The 2,490-nt window shown below is 42.8% G+C and carries 2 protein-coding genes; both read right to left on the bottom strand.

The annotated features are described in order from the left end of the window. Nucleotides 1–184: 184 nt before the first annotated feature. Nucleotides 185–958: an ATP-binding protein gene (locus tag IT392_13665; protein MCC6545519.1), complete on the bottom strand. Its 774-nt coding sequence runs from the start codon at nucleotides 956–958 to the stop codon at nucleotides 185–187. Between the two features lies 1 nt (nucleotide 959). Further along, a complete protein-coding gene (locus IT392_13660) occupies nucleotides 960–2,381 on the bottom strand; it encodes an IS21 family transposase (protein ID MCC6545518.1) in 1,422 nt (473 codons plus the stop codon). Nucleotides 2,382–2,490: the final 109 nt, after the last annotated feature.

Raw genomic sequence — 2,490 nt, 5'->3', positions numbered from 1 at the left:
CCTCAAAGTCAATTAATTTTCCATAGTCCCGGGCACTTTAAATTCCATAGCTGAAAATCAGCAATCTTTATCAGTACCTCATTATTATTAAACTATCTTTTCTGCGCTTTCACAGATTAAAACGGCTTTCATATTTGCCCTATAACCGTTCTTTCTGAGGTATCCTATACATGAGGATACCCCTTTAAACTTCTCCCTTCGCCTCTTGTGAACTTTTATCTTCACCTCCCTTCTTCTTAATATCTTTCCTCCTGTAGCTTGGACCATTAATCTTTATAACAGTACCGTGATGTACAACCCTGTCTATTATTGCCGAGGAGAGCACACTATCAGAAAATATCTCACCCCACTGCTCAAAACTCTTGTTTGTCGTAATAATCACAGACCCCTTCTCATACCTTCGGGAAATTACCTCAAAGAAATCATCTGCACTGTAGTTTGGCAGCTTCTTAAATCCCAACTCATCCAGGATCAATAAATCAGCATCCATATAGTAGCGAAGCTTCTGATAATAACTGTTGTCAGCCTTTGAGATATGCAGGCACTGAAGCATCTCTCCCACAGACGTAAACAGCACCTTGTGACCCTTTAGTAATGCCTTTATCCCTATACCAACTGACAAATGAGTCTTTCCTGTCCCGGGATTTCCTATAAACACCGCATTACTCTTTGCAGAGAGAAACTGACATGTGGCAAGATCGGAAATAACCTTCCTGTCTATCGAGGGTTGAAAACTATAGTCAAAATCCTCAAGTGTCTTGTATACAGGAATCTTTGACTTCTGATATCTCTTCTTGAAACCGTTATCCCGCCGGTTGTTTGCCTCATCTTCCAACAACAGCTCCAATAACTCCACATATGATATATTCTTTGTCTTTGCGTATGAGACACGTTCCTCTATAGAATTATATATTCCTGAGAGTTTAAACTCCCTTAATCTTGATTTAAGCAGATTCATCTTATGCCTCCTCCCTTGTCCCGAAATCCACGGGAAGCTTATATGAGCCACTCTCACATATCCTCTTTACAGTCTGATACTGATATGCGCCATACACTAAGGCCCGCTTGCAGGAAAGCTCCACAACATCCCGTGGGTAGGTCTTTGTCAAAGATAGTATCCCGGAGACAGGTGGCCCCCAGTTCCTCGTGTTCTCTCTCAATATTACAAAAAACATTTGCTCAGCAAATGGCCCTATCTCCAACATCTTTACCTGATACTTCTCCTGATGCTCTGTCTCGGAATATTGCTTATGGCGTGGGTAATGTGAAGGATCCGTGCTAAACTGACCCTTACCTTCTATCACCGTATGCAAGACAATCTGCCGCTCCTCGTAAAAGATACGCAGAAGATTATCCGACACCTCTATGTCCACCTCTTTTCCCACATACTCAAAGGGCACTGAATAGTAATTGTAATCTACATATATATGACAGTCATGGTATACAACACGGCTGCCGGGCTTTGGTAATTGATACCTGTTCTCTGGCAGCGGCAGAAGTTTTGCCTTCTCTTCTGATGAAAAAACATCCAGAGGCACCTTCCTCGTAGTCCCGTGAATGCGCCTGTTGGCAGCCTCTAACCATTCCTCAAGCCTCCTGTCACAATCAGCACTGTCCTTAAAATCCCTACCCTTAAAGAAGTTTCCCTTAACGTACTTTATGCCGGATTCAACTTTCCCTTTATCATTAGGATGATATATCCGGCATGGCAGCGGCTTAAACCCATAATAATCTGCAAAATACTTATACATCCTCTGGTACACAGGCTCATAGAAGTTTGCCTCAAGTATTGCTGCCTTGAGGTTATCTATCTTTACTACCTCAGGCACCCCTCCAAAATACTCAAAGGCATTAATGTGGCAGGTAATGAATGTCTCAACCCTCTGGTCATATACACGCTCGTAGTAGTCATAACGGCTGTGGCTTAAGCGCATGTTAAATACCCAGGTCTTTCTGCTCTTGCCTTCACTGTCACGAATCCTGCCAACATATCCAAAGTCTACCTGAACCTCATGGCCGGCAAGCGTATGAACCCTCACAAAGATATTCTCTTTCCGCCGGATATTCTTTATGAATTTCTTTATCGTTGAGTAGGAACCCGCAAATCCTTCCCGAACTAATTCTTCATGGATCCTCACCCCGCTGAGTTCTGCCTCAAGCATCTCTATAATCTTCTCCTTGAAGTTATCCACAATGCTATCCCGCTTCTTTATCTCAGGTTCGGTCTTGCCGGCTTCAATGTTCTTTATAACACTCTGTACTGTTTTCCAGTCATGTCCAGTCAGTTTCGCTATCTCACTCTTATTCTTACCAAGTGTCCATAACGTCTTTATGGTCGTATACATCGCCACTCCTATCATCCTGTCCCCTCCTTGTCTCATTCAAGGAGGAATCCTACAGGATCTGTATCAAATCACTACCTGATATATACTGACTTTCACTATGGAATTTTCATTGCCCTGGGGTATGGAATTTACTTTACCTTTGAGG

This window comes from Nitrospirota bacterium (assembly GCA_020846775.1).
GTDB lineage: Bacteria > Nitrospirota > 9FT-COMBO-42-15 > HDB-SIOI813 > HDB-SIOI813 > RBG-16-43-11.
This window is presented reverse-complemented; position numbering and strand designations above follow the sequence as displayed.

Bases quoted from the DNA above. Each gene is read 5' to 3' on its own strand.
- IT392_13665 (MCC6545519.1), bottom strand. From the start codon at position 958: ATGAATCTGCTTAAATCAAGATTAAGGGAGTTTAAACTCTCAGGAATA.
- IT392_13660 (MCC6545518.1), bottom strand. From the start codon at position 2,381: ATGAGACAAGGAGGGGACAGGATGATAGGAGTGGCGATGTATACGACC.